The sequence below is a fragment of the Providencia sp. 2023EL-00965 genome, assembly GCF_033550225.1.
In the GTDB taxonomy this organism is placed as follows: domain Bacteria; phylum Pseudomonadota; class Gammaproteobacteria; order Enterobacterales; family Enterobacteriaceae; genus Providencia; species Providencia manganoxydans.
Map to the genome: position 1 here is coordinate 65,630 of NZ_JAWUEH010000006.1, position 16,092 is coordinate 81,721.

Below are 16,092 nucleotides of genomic sequence, written 5' to 3' on the forward strand. Positions count from 1 at the left end.
TTTAAGTACATAAAATACCTATCAACAATAAGCTCCTATCTACAAATGAAATAATCATTAACAAATAAAATTTTTGATTAATTCATTTTAAAACAGCAACCAATATGGACATTTATTTTTTTATTTGCAATATTTAATTAATCATATAATTCAAAACTAATTAAGAAGAAATTATTTCCCATAAAAATATTAATTTCACCTTATATATTATAGATAGTTATTATTTATTAAAGGAGTGTTTATGTTATCAGTAGGCATCCAAGCTCTTGCTGTTCATTTACCTGAAGGTTTACGAACTAATTCATGGTGGAATGAAGAAACTACCCAAAATAACGATAACAATGAATTAGCTTATCGCCATAATTCACGCTATCAATTTTATGATGAAGCAATGGCTCCTTATCTCGCAGATCCTTTTTTAGGCAGTATCGAACGTAGAGTGGTTGTTGATCCTAATGAGAGCTCTGTATCCCTAGGAATGAAAGCGGCTACTGATGTTTTACAAGCAGCGGCTATATCCGCCAGCGAAATAGATGGTTTAATTGCAACCACAATGTTTGCTGATCGTGTCGGTATAGGTGATGCAGGTTACCTTGCAAACGAATTAGGTATTAGAGGTGGTGCTTTTAATGTCGAGGCTACCTGTGCAGGATCAATGGCTGCTTTATTAACTGCTTGCGCTTTAGTTAAATCAGGACAAAAAAATAGAGTCCTCGTTGTTGCAACTGCCTTTTTTTCACGTGCAATTGATGATGATGATATTGCCTTACGTTTTTATGGTGATGCTTCTGCTGCTTTTATTGTTGGGCCAGTCGAAGACGGTTTTGGGCTACTGGGCTCTGACAGCTTACATCTTGGTAGCACCTGTGGAACATGGCTTTTAGATACCGTCGAAGGTAAATATTTCCCACTTAAACAACGTATACGGGTGCGTGCCGATACTTCTGTCACGCATGTATTACGTAAAACGTCAGAGTCTCACCTTAGGTATACCGTCGATGGTGCATTGCGTAAAGCGGAGCTCACTGTTGATGACGTTCAATGTGTAGCAGCGAATGCACCAACTGCTTGGCATGCTGAATTTTCCGCCAATGCATTAGGGCTCGATAAAGAAAAGGTCATCAACACTTTTCCTAGCACAGCTTATACGGGTCCAGTCGTTATGCCTTTTAATCTGTATACCGCGGTAGTTCAACAGCGCATAAAACCTGGAGAAATTATCATGTTATATGCTTATGGCGCGCATAGTGAAGCTTCTGCTGCCGTATTCCGCTGGCCTAATGTGATCACGGGGACGCCTCCCGCTCCTGCTTCTGTTATTAACCATAAATAATCATTTTCTTCATAACATATATTTATAAGGATAATTTTATGTCTGATATTTTAATCAAAGTCCGTACTCTTATTCACCAAGATATACTTAAAGGAAGTCATGAATCATTATCTGATGACTTTAATTTAATTGAGTCAGGTATCTTGTCATCCCTTTCTATTGTGCGCATCGTAGCTTTTATTGAAGATACTTTTGATATCGATGTTGGTATTAGTGATCCTCGAAAATACTTTATTTCAATTAACAAAATAACTGATTACATAGAAAATAAATTATTAGAGAGATAAAATATGGGCCAACAGCTTATAAATTCACAACCGACTGATATTATCTATTATTTAAATAATACAGTCGCGCAATTTCCTGATGCATTAGCGGTTGTCGATTCAAATGAACTCTCTTTGACCTATCAAGAGCTTTCTAATGCTGCCGATAGGATCGCTACATCACTTCATCAACACCATGTTGTTTCTGGCGATCGTGTTGGAATATTAATGCACAAGACATCACTGACACTCGCGAGTATTTTCGGTGTACTTCGTCTAGGGGCAGCCTATGTTCCGGTGGATGCGGAGAGTACAACAACTCGAGCAGCAACAATATTCAATAACTGCTCAGTACAAGCTATTTTAACAACCAGCGAACTAGCAAAAACACTGATAGCGTCAGAGCCACAATTTAAGTCCCGTATTATTATTATTCAAGAAAAAAGAATAAACCAAAGCAATGACCTATTAGATTATCCTACAGTAGATCCAACACAAGATGATATCGACGCATATCCACACTATCCATCTGAATTAAATCGGTTAGCTTATATTTTATATACTTCGGGCTCTACTGGTGTCCCAAAAGGCGTAGAGATAACACATGCTAATGCCATTTCTTTTATTGAATGGGCATCTTCAACATTTGCCATTACCAAACACGATCACGTTTCTAGCCACGCGCCATTTCATTTTGATTTATCTATTTTTGATATTTATGTCGCCATAAAACATGGTGCCTGTATACACCTTATTGATTCAGACATTGCTGCAAGCCCTCGACATTTAGCCGCATTTATTTCAAACAGAGAAATTACTGTTTGGTATTCTGCACCAGCAATATTAGGCATGCTAGCGGAGCACTTCCAGCGACTTTCAACACCTCCTCCCCAAAACAAACTACGCCTTGTTCTTTTTGCTGGGGAGGTTTTCCCTATCGCGAAGTTACGTTTACTGATGCATCATTGGCCTGCTCCGAATTATTACAACTTATATGGCCCCACTGAAACGAATGTATGTACTTTTTATCCTGTACCATCAAATATTCCAGAAAGTCGTATCAATCCATTACCCATAGGTTTTCCATGTAAACACTGTGAAGCAATTATCATAGATGAGCAGGAACATCGTATTGTTCCACATGGCGAAACTGGTTTGCTGTGTATTACAGGGCCTTCTGTTACCGATAATTATTGGAATTCACCAGAACAAATGGCTGCAAAGGTAGTTTGGTTAGAGGGTAAACGTTGGTATAACACAGGGGATAGAGTGCGTTTCTCTGATAAAGAAGGGTTTATTTTTCTTGGACGTAATGACCGGATGATTAAACGTCTTGGTTACCGAATAGAACTTGATGAAATAGAAAAAATACTCACAACACATCCAGACTTAATGGAGTGTGCCGTTGTCAGTCAGACAATTCACTCGAACACCCGTATTTATGCCTTTATCGTTGCAAAAACAGCTCAAGCTTCTTCTCTAAATTTGCATCAATACTGCCACAATCACCTTGCTCGCTATATGTTGCCCGACCTTTTTCATTATTTAGACTCTATTCCACGGATATCTACGGGAAAAACTGATTACAAAAAATTGGAGGTATTATGCTCAACGATCGACCTCTGAAGTTGCAAGATTTAAATCATCATGCAAGGCAATTTGCACATAAACACTTATATAAAGATCTGGCACTTACTGAACATTTAGCGATGTTCGACCACGAAGGATGGATAAAATGCGCTGAATTCGGATTATTTCGTCTCGCTATACCTGAAAAATTTGGCGGTAAAGGTGCGACTCGAACTGAACTGATTGCCGTTATGGAAGGCTTAGGCTATGGCTGTGAAGACAATGGGTTATTATTTTCTATCAATGCGCATCTATGGACTGTAGTTCTGCCATTAATCGCACATGGAACCCCTGAGCAACAAGCCCAATTTCTTCCTAGCCTGCTTGATGGTTCAATGATTGGCGCTAATGCCTCGACTGAAGAACAAGCAGGTTCAGATGTTTTCTCAATGCAAACTCAAGCCGTTAAACAAGATGGCCATTACATTTTAAATGGGACTAAATGCTATATCACCAATGCCCCTATCGCGGATCTATTTGTCATTTACGCAAATCTAGATCCAAATTTAGATCCACTTGGTATTACTGCATTTCTTGTTCCCTCAAGCACACCCGGCCTAGAGATTAGCTCTCCATTACCTAAAATGGGAATGCGCACTGCACAAATGGGCAAAATTACCCTAAAAGATTGTCGGATCCCTGTTAGTTCAGTGCTGGGCAAAATAGGTAAAGGTATGGCTATTTTTGAAAATGCCATGGAAAATGAACGTGGCTGCTTACTCGCAAGTGCACTAGGAACCATGCAGCGGCAGCTTGAAAACGCTATCCAGCATGCGCGAACGCGAAAACAATTTGATCACGCTATCAGTAAAAATCAGGCTGTCTCACATCGGCTTGTTGATATGAAAGTCAGCTTAGATGCGGCCAGAGAAATGATTTATCGTGTCGCTAGGCTCAAGGATGAGGGACATAATGCATTTCTTGAAGCGGCCAGCGCTAAATTATTTGTTTCTGAAACCTATACCAAGTTTTCTCTTGATGTTTTTCGGCTTTATGGCGCTCAAGGTTATTTAGCTAATAGCCCGGCAGAAAGAGGCATTCGAGACTCCATCGCTTCATTAATTTATTCGGGAACATCGGATATTCAGCGAAATATTATTGCGATGGAACTAGGGTTGTAGGGGATTGGGTTCTTAGCCATCCAAGTAATAAAGAGCATATATACTCTAAATAATTCGAGATGCAACAAGAACAGTCAACATCGACGCTGCAACTTGAAGTATAACGAGTTTAGACAATAAAAAACCGTCATTTGGTTATAGGCTTTATCACCTATTTCAACAAGTCACTTGTCGTATATGTTTGAAAGCCTTATCGTCAAAATAACGATAAGGCTTTGATTTAAAAAATAGTAGAACTATTTTTTATACACAATCTCACCTTTTGGCTGGTAATCAGCTGCTTTAAGTGGTGAGTGCTTCTCAATATAGCCTTTCAGCACCTCGGCATCGACAAAGCCTGTATTCACATAGCTTGGATGACTATCAATTTTCGGATATCCATCACCACCGATCGCATTGAAATTCAATGTCGCCATACGATAGGTTTTTTGTGGATCAACAGGTTTACCATCAATTTTCACATCGCTGATGCTACCATCTGCGTTTAATGTCAGACTAACATTATAAAATTGCGCATAAGCCCCTGAATCTGGTTTCATATTCGCAGCGGCCTGCAAATAAGGTAATACTTCACTCCCTTTGAAGTCCACATACACTAATTCATTGGTGAAGGGTTGAACTTTCAATACATCTTTATAAGTGATATCACCGCTTTCGATTGAGTCACGCACTCCGCCGCCACTCATAATCGCAAAATCCGCTCCAGCTCGCTCTTTTTGTGCCGCTAGCAGTAGATGCCCCATATTGGTCTGAACAAAACGAACTTTACTGCGGTCACCTTCAAGTTTGCCGTCAACTGTCCCAACTTTAACATTCAATTGTTCGCCACCTTTTTCTTGATAAGGTGTCAACAGCTTCATCATTTCTGGGTTATGCGCAATTTCTTGAGTGTAATAAACACGTTCGCTAGTCCCATCATCTTTAGTCACTTTTTTCTTCAGATTAATGGGAATTAATTGATAATGTTTCAGCGTAAACTTACCATTTTTAAATTCAAAATCAGCTCGACCAACATATTTACCCCATTCATGAGCTTGTACTATCCATGTTCCATTTTGATTATCAGGGGCGCAAGGCGTTCCCGGTACATAATCAACCTGTTTGTAATTTTTATTCTCTGCGGACATACAAACGGGGTCTTGTGAATGTCCACCAACAATCATATCTAAGTAACCTTCAGGCAAACTACGTGCCATTTCCACATCACCCGGTGCATTTGAACCGTGTTGGCCATCATCATAGTGGCCCATGTGGGTTGCCGCGATAATAATGTCTGGCTTCTCGGTTTCACGAAGCTCTTCAACCACTTTTTTGGCTTCGAGGGCTGGCGTTCTAAACTCAACATCAGGGAAGTTTGCAGGATTACCTAATTTTGCAGTGTCATCCGTCGTTAGACCTAATACCGCAATTTTTACCCCTTGCTTATCGAAAATTTGATACGGTTTAAATAGGCGTTTACCCGTACTGGTTTGATATATATTCGCAGATAAGAACGGGAAATTAGCCCATTTTTCTTGGGTGCGTAATACATCAAGCGGATTATCAAACTCATGGTTACCTAATGCCATCGCATCGTAACCCACTAAATTCATGCCTTTAAAATCAGGCTCAGCATCTTGTAAATCTGACTCTGGAACACCCGTATTAATATCACCACCGGAAAGTAGTAAAAGGCTGCCACCTTGTTTAGCCACTTCATCACGAATTTCATCAACCACCGTTTTTTGTGCCGCTAAACCGTATTCGCCATGATCGTTATGCCAAAAATGGCCATGATGGTCATTGGTGTGCAAAATTGTAATATTATAGGTTTTATCTTTTTCCCAAGCATTTGCCAATGCGGCTGGCAATAAGGCTAAAGATACCGTCAATGCACATACGGATGCTTTAAAGGTTAACTTCATCTTTTTCTCCCTGCTATACACTATACTCGTTATAGTTCAAGTTGCAGCGTCGATATTAACTGTTCTTGTTGCATCTAGAATTATTTAGAGCTGATGAATTTTGTATGATATGTGTAGATGATTAAAAGGGTGTTTTATACTCATCATATTTCAAGTTTTAGCATTGTTGACTACGTTCACTCACACCAGTCACATAATTTTCTATACGCCTAGTGACTTGCTCACTTATCACCTAACTGAATCTCGAATTATTTAGAGTATATAGCATAAAATTGCGACCATAGTCGGTTACAGACTGCATAAATCACCCCTTGTTTCATTAAATTGAGACATCAATCAAATTAATCTAGTTAGTGATTTTTTTACCCGTGATATTTATTGATTCAAATAAATTATATATGGGTTATATTGATAACAATTATGTAACACCATTCTGCAACCACAACCAGAAGTTAATCATTATGAGTGAACAAGCAAGTAACCCCGGTAATACCACGCCATCTAAACCTATAGGCAAAACAGGAAAAACGGTTTTTAGTATCCTGAGTGCGATCAGCTTTTCTCATTTGCTCAATGATATGATCCAATCGCTGATACTCGCTATCTACCCATTACTGCAATCCGATTTTTCACTAAGTTTTGCACAGATAGGGTTGATCACCCTAACCTATCAAATCACCGCTTCGTTATTGCAACCAATTATTGGCTACTATACTGATAAGCATCCACAACCATACTCATTGCCAATCGGAATGGGCTTTACCCTAACGGGGTTATTGCTGCTAGCCATGGCGGAAACTTTCCCTGTGATTTTGTTAGCCGCAGCATTAGTGGGTACAGGATCTTCGGTCTTTCATCCCGAATCATCGCGAGTTGCACGTATGGCCTCTGGTGGACGCCATGGTCTCGCACAATCATTTTTCCAAGTCGGAGGGAATTTAGGTTCCTCTTTAGGTCCATTATTAGCAGCACTAGTGATCGAACCTTATGGTAAAGGTAATGTGGGCTGGTTCTCATTAGCAGCACTTTTAGCGATTGTTGTTCTATTGCAAGTAAGCCGTTGGTACAAACAACAGCACCGTGCTGCAAGCAAAAAACCTGCTCATCATATTGAAATTAAAGTTATTCCTCGTAAGGTCGTCATTGGCTCATTAACGGTACTATTGATTTTGGTGTTTTCTAAATACTTCTATTTAGCCAGTATTAGTAGCTATTACACTTTTTATTTAATTGATAAATTCGGCGTTTCAGTACAAAACGCACAGATACATTTATTTATCTTCTTATTCGCTGTTGCAGCAGGCACCATGATTGGTGGCCCTGTAGGCGACAAGATTGGCCGTAAATACGTTATTTGGTTTTCTATCTTAGGTGTTGCGCCTTTCACTTTGCTGTTACCACATGCATCTCTTTTCTGGACAAGTATTTTAACCGTTATCATCGGGTTGATACTGGCATCCGCGTTTTCGGCTATTTTAGTCTATGCTCAGGAGCTGATCCCCGGTAAAACAGGTATGGTTTCAGGGCTGTTTTTTGGATTAGCATTTGGTATGGGAGGCGTTGGTGCAGCGGTGCTAGGGCAAATTGCTGATAAGACAAGTATTGAACAAGTTTATCAATATTGTGCTTTTTTGCCATTACTTGGCATTTTTACCGTATTATTACCAAATCTAGAACAAAAATAGTTATTTTTCTTTATTTTGCCCATAGTTATCAAAAAATAAGTATGGGCACATCCATCTATATCCCACTTAAAACTCAACAAAAAATCACACAAATGACATCTTTGTAACGATTTAGCACTAAAAAAGCACTTTTATTTGAAAAACATTGAAATTTTTTAAGGAAATTTTTCTCAAATAACGCTAAAATAGCAATTCTGCTATTCACAATATAAATTAATATCCCAAAGTAATTAGAATTGTAGCCAGTCGAAAAGTGACTTAATTCCTAAATTGCATAGCTAAATATGTAACTGGGGCGGATGAACGAAACCAACAACGCTACAGTTCGAAGTATGATGGGAATTTTAGAGGAGACTAAATGGAGCATTCTACGCCCTTAATCACAACCATTGTTGGTGGTCTCGCCCTTGCATATTTGTTAGGTATGATCGCTCAGCGATTAAAAATATCCCCTCTCGTGGGCTACCTTGCAGCTGGTGTTTTAGCCGGTCCTTTTACACCGGGTTTTGTTGCCGATACGACTCTCGCTCCTGAATTAGCTGAAATTGGCGTTATATTGCTAATGTTTGGCGTTGGTTTACACTTTTCGTTAAAGGATTTGTTAGCGGTTAAAGCCATAGCGATTCCAGGGGCTATTGCACAAATTGCCGTTGCTACACTTTTAGGTTTAGGCCTTTCTACGCTATTTGGTTGGGGAACGTTCTCAGGGATTGTTTTTGGCCTGTGTTTATCCACCGCCAGTACCGTTGTATTACTGCGTGCCTTAGAAGAACGGCAGCTTATTGAAAGTCAGCGCGGGCAAATAGCTATCGGTTGGTTGATCGTTGAAGACTTAGCCATGGTACTGACGTTAGTTCTATTACCAGCCGCTGCTGCTATTATGAATTCTGAACAAGCAAGCTTTAGTGAATTACTGTTAGGTCTTGCTTGGACTATTGGTAAAGTTGTTGCCTTTATTATCATTATGATAGTGATTGGTCGTCGCGTTATTCCATGGATTTTATCGCGTACGGCTTCAACCGGTTCTCGTGAACTATTTACCCTTGCGGTGCTTGCTTTAGCACTGGGTATCGCCTATGCAGCTGTTGCCCTATTTGATGCCTCTTTTGCCCTAGGCGCTTTCTTTGCTGGTATGGTACTCAATGAGTCTGAGCTGAGCCACCGTGCGGCACAAGATACGTTACCATTGAGAGATGCATTTGCAGTTCTGTTCTTTGTTTCTGTTGGTATGCTGTTCGACCCTGTGGTATTGCTTGAGCATCCATTAGGTGTGATCGCAGTTCTCGCAATTATTATTATTGGTAAGTCAGCGGCTGCATTATTATTAGTCCGTATGTTTGGCCATTCGCGGCGAACAGCACTCACTATATCCGTCAGCCTTGCACAGATCGGTGAGTTTGCCTTTATCTTAGCAGGTATGGGCATGGCACTCGGTGTCATGGATAAAGAGGCACAAAACCTTGTGCTCGCTGGTGCGATTGTCTCGATTATGCTAAATCCGGTATTATTTAGCTTACTGGATAAGTACTTAGAAAAAACCGAAACTATCGAAGAGCAGCTACTCGAAGAAACACTAGAAGAAGAGACACAAATCCCTGTCGATATTTGTGGTCATGCAATTATCGTTGGCTATGGTCGTGTTGGTGGAATGCTAGCGGATAAACTGCGCCGCCGTAATATTCCATTGGTCGTGGTTGAAGATACGCGAGCGAAGTTTGAAGAGCTGGCAGAAAATGGTTTTAGCGCTATTTTAGGCAATGGTGCAAATAAAGATATTATCAGTCTTGCACGTATTGAATGTGCTAAAACGCTCTTATTGACTATCCCGAATGGTTATGAGGCAGGTGAAATAGTCACCCACGCTAAAGAACTCAATCCTGATATTTCTGTGATTGTGCGTGCCCACTATGATGATGAAGTCAGCTTTATTAAAGAGCGTGGCGCTGATCATATCATTATAGGTGAACACGAAATTGCCAAAGCGATGGCAACTTTTATGTGTAATGATGTGACTGAATATGGTTGCTCTATTGATGATGAACCAACATCAAAAGAGGCTGAAGCAAAAGATCTTGCTGAGTACCTAAAACCCTCTCATTAATGATAATACGAATAAGGGAAGCTTTGGCTTCCCTTATTTAAAATTGTTGACCAAGCGATGTTTTTCCCACTCCGTGTTATCATCCGAAAATCAATGAGTTGGTTTACCTAAGTTATTTTAATTAAAAGTCTCTTGGCGATTTATAACTAATTAATACTGATAATGCATGTTATTGCGTTAAAAGTGTTGTAAAAACTCCTCATAAGTCCAAACTGGCATGCCTTTTTGTTTAAAATAATCTATCTCTGCGGCAACTCCACTACTTCTATCCCAACCATCAAGTGTTAAGACGATTAAGCCATCACAACGGGAAAGAAAGGCCATATCAATCTCTGACCAAGCAACTTTTTTCCCTTGCTGTAGTAAATACTGGTTAATTGGATGCGTCATCGTAATTTGGCTATACGTTGCAATACCTTTTAGTGCGAGTTCGGCAGCGACTTTAGTACATTCTTGAAAACGCATTTCAACCACACTACTGTCTGGATCTGAATAAGGACACGCAATAAAATACAGTTTCATAGTTAACCCCTGGTGTTGGTTAATTAAATTTTGGATAAAAAAATCCATAAAGAATAAAAAAATATTATTCTTTAATGAGATTTTTATTATTTTTTAGTACAAATTATTATGTGAGTTCTGCCACAATAATCTTTGTTTTAGAACGTTTTTTATTATCGGTTAATTTAAATTCTTTACAGGTTGTTATTAAATAATCAATATTTTCCCACCCTGTCACAACATTAATCGCATGCTTATTTGTTTTAGTCGAATCGGCCAATACCATTAATTTGTCGCTATTTTCCATCATTTTCTGTGCAATGGCAGCTTCATCAACATGTTGATCCATCACGCCATGTAAGTGATGTATTGCACCAGCCCCAATCACAGCATAGTCAGCAAAAAATTCAGTAATATTTTTTAATGCGATCCCACCTAAGCAAGCATTAAGAGCGGCATTAAATTGCCCACCAATTAAAATGGTTTCTATTGTTGGGTTCTCTTGTAATGTATTTGCTAATAACGGCGAATTCGTAATGACTGTTATATTATCAATCAATTTAACCCTCTGGCTAAATTCAAATGTTGTAGTGCCAAAATCGATAAATAACGTGTCACCTGGCTTGATCAACGATGCCGCTTTCACGGCTATCGCCTTTTTCTCATCCACAGCAGCTTGGGCTCGTTCAGAAAAATTACGCTCAAATTTTGATTGAATATTAACTGCACCACCATGGACTTTTTTCAATAATTTTTGAGATTCCAACTTACTGAGGTCTCGCCGGATAGTCTCTTGCGCAACATCAAATTGCTTAGCAAGATCCTGTACATACACCTGCCCTTGAGTCGAAAGCAACTCGATAATAGTTTGGTGCCGTACCTTAGAAGAACGCCCCTCAGACATAGTTTTACCCTTCTCAATTATTTAACATTTACAGCACTATACAACACTGATGCAAATTTCCGTAGCATCAGGCTGAATTTTTGTTAAATCAATATCTTTCAATAGGATACGACGAGTCGGTAAGCAACGAATTTTTTTCTTATAAAGAACTGTATTACCCGCAACCACTTGAATAGTTCCCGTGAATGCTGAATTCACTTTAATATTAAAATCAACTCGTTCAATTTTCTGGCTCGTATAATCAATACATGCAGGTACGCTAAATCGAATTGGTTCAGCAAATTTCACTGGGATCCGTGGTGTATGTCTAGCGACCTCTTGATGATGGTTTTCAAGTAAATCTTCTGCCATATATTGTCCCGTTAATATGCCCTCTTGATAGCACTGATCCCCCATATCGGCAGGATGCAGCATATTCCCCGCAGCATAGTAACTTGGGTCAGAGCAACGACTAAATTGATCGGTGACTGGTTTTCCTGTACTCGCATCAAAATCAAGGTGACTTTTACGGATCAGGGTATTTTCGCCGACAAAACTGCCAGTAAAAATAACAGCATCACAGATTATTTTCTGTGTTTTACCTGCGGTCTCAATAACCACATATTCCACACGCTCTAAGCCACCAATCTCAATGATCTTGCTATTAAGATACAAAGGTGTGCCCATTGCTTTAGCAAATAAGGTTGCAGCTTTAAACGCTAATATTCGCTCACCGCTTTCTATCATTGCTTGAGCTTTAACCCCTGCATTCTTTAACGTCCACAAGGCAGAAAAACTGACTAATTCACTTCCCACGATAACGGGGTTTAAGCAAGGCTTTTTTCCTTTGAGATACACAAATTGCTGTAATGCCCCCGCAGTTAATACTCCTTGAGGGCGTAGCCCTGATACTAATCGAGGATGGCGCGGTGTTTCACGAACACCAGTGGCAATTAAAATACGTTTCGCCCGCATTTCAACAATACCATCAGGCGTTGAAACCTTTAGCACGCCTTGCGGTAGTATATCTATCACCGTACTACGGGTAAAAATAGCCGTATCACCAAGGTTGCTGACAATTTTTTCAGCAAATTGGTTACCTTTCATGGGCCGTTTAAACGCTAATAAGCCAAAAGTTGGATGTTGACAGTGACGAGGAACACCGCCAGCGTGGGCTTCACGCTCTAAAATCGCAATATTGTGGATCCCACGACGACGCAATGACAGCGCCGCACCTACGCCAGCAGGACCGGAACCGATAATAATGATATCATAATTTAAATTCATTTTACCGCCTCCACGGCCAAGCTGTTGTCAAAACGACCATTAATAATTTCAGCCACTTGACTACTGCAATAGAAACCATTACAACGCCCCATCATGACTCGGGTTCTGCGTCTAAGCGCACCAAGACATTCAGGTGGTATATCGGAATCAAACGTTGCTTCTATTTCTCGTTGAGTCACGAGTTCACAATGGCATACAATGCCACCATTATTTTTGCATTGATAATCACGTTGATGATAATCAGACAATACAGGCATTTGCGGCCAAATGAGCTCAGTGGGTGGAGACAATTCAAATAGCGGTTCGAAATTTTGCTGATACAGTGAGGCGAGATGGCTTGCCACCCCCAGTGCTGAAGTTAGCCCTGTTGAACGGATCCCACCAGCACATATCCACTGTTTATCAGGATAATCAGCGATTTGATAATGTTTTTCTTGCGTAGCAGGCCGTAAACCCGCATAGGTTGCCGTCACACTATAATTGTGAAGTGATGGCAACATATTTGCTCCCTGAGAAATCAAATCTTCAAGCACTTCCTGTTTAACTTCCGCTTTCCAACGATCTTGCTGCTCTTCTGCGGTAGGGCCTAGTAATAAATTGCCAAAAATGGTTTTGCACAGCAAAACGCCTTTGGTTATCGCGGTTGGCACAGGTAAGATAATAGCATTAATATCCGCCGCAGCGGCTTTGTCATAAACTAAGAATTGCCCTTTACGTGGTTTTATTTGGAATGGCGATGGATGACATATCGATTCAACAATATCACCATTAATACCGGCACAATTGATCACCAATCGGGCAGAAAACTCACCTTTTGATGTGGTTAATTTCCACAAACCGCCATTCAAACTGCCCGCAGTTACCTCACAATGAAATTGATACTCAGCTCCGTGCTTTACCGCTTGGGTTAAATAAGCCAATGGTGTGCTCCATGGGTCTATCACCGCTTCCCCTGGAACAATCACCGCCGCTAACGCCCCTTCGGCTAATTTAGGTTCACGTCGATAAAGCTCTGCTTTATCAATCAAAGCCACGTCCATCACATTGTTGGTGTGTGCTTGTTCAACTATGCCTTCCAGTTTGCTAAGTTGCTCATCATTCCAAGCAACGACTAGAGCGCCAGTTTCCAATATCGGTAAATTCATTTTATGTTGAATTTGTTTAAATTCCCGATATCCCTCTTGCATACAAGCGAGTTCAAGGCTCCCTGGTGGGGCGTCAAAACCTGTATGTAATATCGCACTATTCGCTTTACTGGCACCTGACAAAATATCACCGCCTCGTTCAAGCAATAATGTTTTAGCACCCATCAATGTAAACTTACGGGTCACCGCACAGCCAATGACACCACCGCCTATGACAATGACATCCCAAATTTTTTTATTATTAATATCCATGGCTGAGATCCTTTACTTAACACTTGCACACATAAAACCACACAATAACCACAATAACAACTCAAAAAACAACGTAAACATCAAACAAAACCCAAAACCATCCCACATTGTTGCTTTATTGTGACATTTGTCACATCAGTGAAACATAATGTGAGTTTTTTGTGGATTTTATTTCCGATTGAACGATAGTAAGCAAAAAAACAGACCAATTTACAACATTTAGGCTCAACAGAATTCAAGACACACAGACCGTTGCTAAAAGAGGGTTATCATTCGAATAAACGTAGTCAACAAAGCGACCAGTGAATAAGTCGTTAGAAACGTGACTGATGCGAATGAGCGTAGTCAACAAGGCGACAAGTGAATGAGTCGCTAGGAGCGTACATAAGTACGTGACTGATGCGAATGAGCGTAGTCAACAAAGCGACAAGTGAATGAGTCGCTAGGAGCGTACATAAGTACGTGACTGGTGCGAATGAGCGTAGTCAACAAAGTTGCAACTTGAAGTATGACGAGTATAGAGATGAGGAAACGATGCGATGCTTAATCAACGTTACGCTGCAATCGATCAGGGAACTACGGGAACCCGGGTTGTCGTCTTCGACGAAAGCGGCCACTATCATTCCCCAATGAGTATTCCTCATAAGCAGATCACGCTGAACAGTGGCTGGGTGGAACATGATCCTGAAGAGATACTGACAAATATATTAAAGTGCTTACACAGCTGTGATGTAGTTGATGCGATTGGTATTTGCCATCAAGGTGAAAGCATTGTTGCTTGGGATGCTGATAGCAAGCGCCCACTCTATAACGCCATTGTTTGGCAAGACTTGCGAACAGAAAAAACTATTCAGCAGCTTAAAGATGCCGGCTTAGGGCCTATTGTGCAGGCTAAATCAGGTCTACCACTGGATCCTTATTTTTCTGCCAGCAAAATGGGATGGATTATTAATAATGTTGTCGGAGCCAAAACATTAGCAGATAAAAACAAGTTACGTATTGGCACTATGGATGCCTTCTTTTTAGATCGGCTATGTGGTGTCTATGTTACCGATTATAATTCAGCTTCACGAACCTCATTATTGAATATCCACACATTACAGTGGGATGAACAACTGTGTGAAATATTTGGCGTGCCAATCCATTGTTTACCACCATTACGTGACAATATTGGCGATTTTGGCGCGATTAATCTTGATGGCCATTTAACGCCTGTTACGGCAATTATTGTCGACCAATTCGCAGGAACGTTCGGACATGGCTGTCGTGATAAAGGCGATGCAAAAATCACCTTTGGTACTGGTGCCTTTCTACAAGCACTAACCGGAGCTGATATTCCTCAAACTCATGAAAACGGATTATTGCCAACACTTTGTTGGAAATTCCCTGATGAACCTCCCGTTTTCGGCTTGGATGGTGGTGTTTACAACGCAGCCTCTGCAATTAACTGGGCTAAAAAAATTGGCTTATTTGAGCAATTTGATGAGTTAGCCGATTTCAGAGCTGAACCCGCCATCAAACGCGGTTTAGCCTTTGTTCCCGCACTTTCTGGATTAGGATGCCCCTATTGGGATCGTAGCGCCGCAGGGCTTTGGGCTGGGCTATCCCTAGATACCGATAAAAAAGACATGATGCAATCCGTATTAGAAGGTATTGCAGCACGCTCCGCAGAAGTCATTTTTGCAATGGAAAAAATTTCACCACTAGGAAAATCAATTTCAGTTGATGGAGGGTTATCGTCCAACCAATATTTCAAACAATTTCTCGCTAATTTATTACAAAAAAATATTGAAACACCAGCAAATCGTGAAGTTACGGCTTTAGGTGCCGCACTGCTCGCCCGTAAAGGGTTGGGGATCTCACACGAGATGACAGTAAGACGTAATGCCACCGTGACACAACCGGATGGCACCTGCATGCAAGGTGTCATGGAGCAATATCGGGATATTATCGCCCGTTCTCGCCAATTAAGACACTAATAAAAT

Annotated in this window: 12 protein-coding genes; 7 read left to right on the plus strand and 5 right to left on the minus strand. The window is 40.5% G+C overall.

The features are described from left to right. Nucleotides 1-241 precede the first annotated feature (241 nt). From SC428_RS09625 to SC428_RS09640, 4 genes are read left to right on the plus strand one after another with little or no spacing between them, the layout of a single operon-like run. Nucleotides 242-1,333, plus strand: a complete 1,092-nt coding sequence (locus SC428_RS09625) for a 3-oxoacyl-ACP synthase III family protein (RefSeq protein ID WP_318707310.1) — start codon at nucleotides 242-244, stop codon at nucleotides 1,331-1,333. Between the two features lie 38 nt (nucleotides 1,334-1,371). Continuing rightward, the gene (locus SC428_RS09630; RefSeq protein WP_070925161.1) at nucleotides 1,372-1,620 is read left to right on the plus strand and encodes an acyl carrier protein; all 249 of its coding nucleotides are present in this window, start codon (nucleotides 1,372-1,374) and stop codon (nucleotides 1,618-1,620) included. Nucleotides 1,621-1,623: 3 nt separating this feature from the next. Then, nucleotides 1,624-3,225, plus strand: a complete 1,602-nt coding sequence (locus SC428_RS09635) for an amino acid adenylation domain-containing protein (RefSeq protein ID WP_318707313.1) — start codon at nucleotides 1,624-1,626, stop codon at nucleotides 3,223-3,225. After that, the gene (locus SC428_RS09640; RefSeq protein ID WP_318707315.1) at nucleotides 3,204-4,349 is read left to right on the plus strand and encodes an acyl-CoA dehydrogenase family protein; all 1,146 of its coding nucleotides are present in this window, start codon (nucleotides 3,204-3,206) and stop codon (nucleotides 4,347-4,349) included. Before SC428_RS09635 ends, SC428_RS09640 begins: the two co-directional genes overlap by 22 nt. A gap of 236 nt (nucleotides 4,350-4,585) precedes the next feature. Here the strand turns inward: SC428_RS09640 and ushA are convergent, their stop codons facing one another. Then, entirely contained in the window at nucleotides 4,586-6,253 is a 1,668-nt protein-coding gene (gene ushA, locus SC428_RS09645; protein ID WP_140185804.1) for a bifunctional UDP-sugar hydrolase/5'-nucleotidase UshA, read from the minus strand. Between the two features lie 461 nt (nucleotides 6,254-6,714). On the opposite strand from ushA, the gene SC428_RS09650 reads away from it, so the two are divergent. Continuing rightward, complete coding sequence (locus SC428_RS09650) at nucleotides 6,715-7,938, plus strand: MFS transporter (protein ID WP_070925163.1); 1,224 nt, start codon at nucleotides 6,715-6,717, stop codon at nucleotides 7,936-7,938. Nucleotides 7,939-8,296: 358 nt separating this feature from the next. Further along, a complete protein-coding gene (gene ybaL / locus SC428_RS09655; RefSeq protein WP_070925164.1) occupies nucleotides 8,297-10,039 on the plus strand; it encodes a YbaL family putative K(+) efflux transporter in 1,743 nt (580 codons plus the stop codon). Nucleotides 10,040-10,216: 177 nt separating this feature from the next. Here the strand turns inward: ybaL and SC428_RS09660 are convergent, their stop codons facing one another. The 4 genes from SC428_RS09660 to SC428_RS09675 form a co-directional block, all read right to left on the minus strand. Beyond that, nucleotides 10,217-10,561 carry a DUF1937 family protein gene (locus tag SC428_RS09660; RefSeq protein WP_070925165.1) on the minus strand — a complete coding sequence of 115 codons (345 nt, stop codon included), beginning with the start codon at nucleotides 10,559-10,561 and terminating at the stop codon, nucleotides 10,217-10,219. A gap of 106 nt (nucleotides 10,562-10,667) precedes the next feature. Continuing rightward, the gene (locus SC428_RS09665) at nucleotides 10,668-11,444 is read right to left on the minus strand and encodes a DeoR/GlpR family DNA-binding transcription regulator (protein ID WP_140181739.1); all 777 of its coding nucleotides are present in this window, start codon (nucleotides 11,442-11,444) and stop codon (nucleotides 10,668-10,670) included. Between the two features lie 36 nt (nucleotides 11,445-11,480). Next, nucleotides 11,481-12,710: an NAD(P)/FAD-dependent oxidoreductase gene (locus SC428_RS09670; protein WP_318707321.1), complete on the minus strand. Its 1,230-nt coding sequence runs from the start codon at nucleotides 12,708-12,710 to the stop codon at nucleotides 11,481-11,483. Next, nucleotides 12,707-14,107, minus strand: coding sequence for an NAD(P)/FAD-dependent oxidoreductase (locus SC428_RS09675; protein ID WP_070925167.1), 1,401 nt, complete (start codon nucleotides 14,105-14,107; stop codon nucleotides 12,707-12,709). The genes SC428_RS09670 and SC428_RS09675 overlap by 4 nt, the downstream gene beginning before the upstream one ends. A gap of 539 nt (nucleotides 14,108-14,646) precedes the next feature. Here SC428_RS09675 and SC428_RS09680 point away from each other — a divergent pair. Beyond that, on the plus strand, nucleotides 14,647-16,086 hold the full coding sequence (locus tag SC428_RS09680) for an FGGY family carbohydrate kinase (RefSeq protein WP_318707323.1): 1,440 nt from the start codon (nucleotides 14,647-14,649) through the stop codon (nucleotides 16,084-16,086). Nucleotides 16,087-16,092: the final 6 nt, after the last annotated feature.